Source organism: Phocaeicola sp. RTP21198st1_B8_RTP21198_201120 (genome assembly GCF_040929485.1).
Taxonomy (GTDB): Bacteria; Bacteroidota; Bacteroidia; order Bacteroidales; family Bacteroidaceae; genus Phocaeicola; species Phocaeicola dorei.
In genome coordinates, this window is sequence record NZ_JBCOCI010000341.1 from 1 (window position 1) to 1,162 (window position 1,162).

Consider the following 1,162-nt stretch of genomic DNA (forward strand, 5'->3'; position numbering starts at 1 on the left):
GAAGTCATCCGTGATTTCTTTGTGAGATGCTTTATTGTCCGGTTGCAGCTTCTCCATGGGAGTGATTTTTTTCATTATCACTGCTGATGATTCTATCCGTATATTGGAAAGATAGTAGACCAGCCTGCCGTCTTTTACTTGAAACAGGGCTTTGCAATAGTAAGTATTCTTCTGATTTGAATCTGCTTGCGAGGCAAGTATCAGATCGCAACTGAAGTTTTTAGCCGGTACGTTTACCTCTGTGATCCCTTCCCGTAGCTGCGGACAGACATTTTTGACAGTCCATAACAGTGCATTAGCGTAGATGTTCTCGTCATGCATGCTGCTGAAAGGGGTAAATCCGCTGACCACATATTTATTGCCGTCTGCACTGACGGGATAGCTCTTTTTCTGTTCGGTGAAAGTCTGTGCTATCAGCGGGATAACTCCCGTCAGCAGATACATGATTGCCAGAAATTGTCGTTTGGTCATCATATTCCGTTATTTTTAAGAAAACAGCATCCACGGCCCTTTTTGCGAAGAGAAAAGATCGTGGACGCTGAATAAATAATATGGTTTATTGAGGTTTGGTTGTCCTTAGAAGGCAATACCTAGACGAATCATAAAGTTACTGGTCTTGAATCCGTCGGCATCGCTGAATGTATCTATGAATCCGCGCTGATAGGTGAGATCCAGGTTGAAACGGTCGTACCAGACTCCTACACCGATATTCATACCGGCATCGAAATGATTGTAGTCAACTTCCATGTAATCTGCGTAATCTCCCCAACTGATGCTCTCTCCGTCTGCTTTCATTTTGCTCGTGTAATCGTAGCTGGCAAAGACTCCTACATGCGGGTCGATATGAACATTGTCCGCCACTGCAAATTTCCATCCGAATGTGAACGGAGAGTATTGTATATTATGAGCCATGCACTTCGTGTCTTCCACTTTGAAACCACGGGAGCCGAGTCCAAATTCCATTCCCCAGTATCCTCCTGTGCTGCCTAAAGGCTTCTGGTAGCCAAATGTTGCGTTATATCCGATGTTTGAGTCAGCTCCTTCGGCTCCGTCACCGGAGAAGTTCATGATATTCAAACCTGCACGCAAGAACCATTGTGTGCTGCTGGCTTGCTTCTCTGTTTTGACGATTGCACTTCTGGATGATACGATTTGCGCTTGA

2 protein-coding genes are annotated in these 1,162 nt (G+C 44.9%); both read right to left on the reverse strand.

What is annotated here, in order from left to right; genetic code table 11:
* The coding region (locus AB5935_RS26080) for a hypothetical protein (RefSeq protein ID WP_410525553.1) at window positions 1–471 on the reverse strand (471 nt) is incomplete at its 3' end.
* A 105-nt stretch (window positions 472–576) separates the two neighbouring features.
* On the reverse strand, window positions 577–1,162 hold a 586-nt coding region (locus AB5935_RS26085; protein ID WP_368327882.1), incomplete at its 5' end, for an outer membrane beta-barrel protein.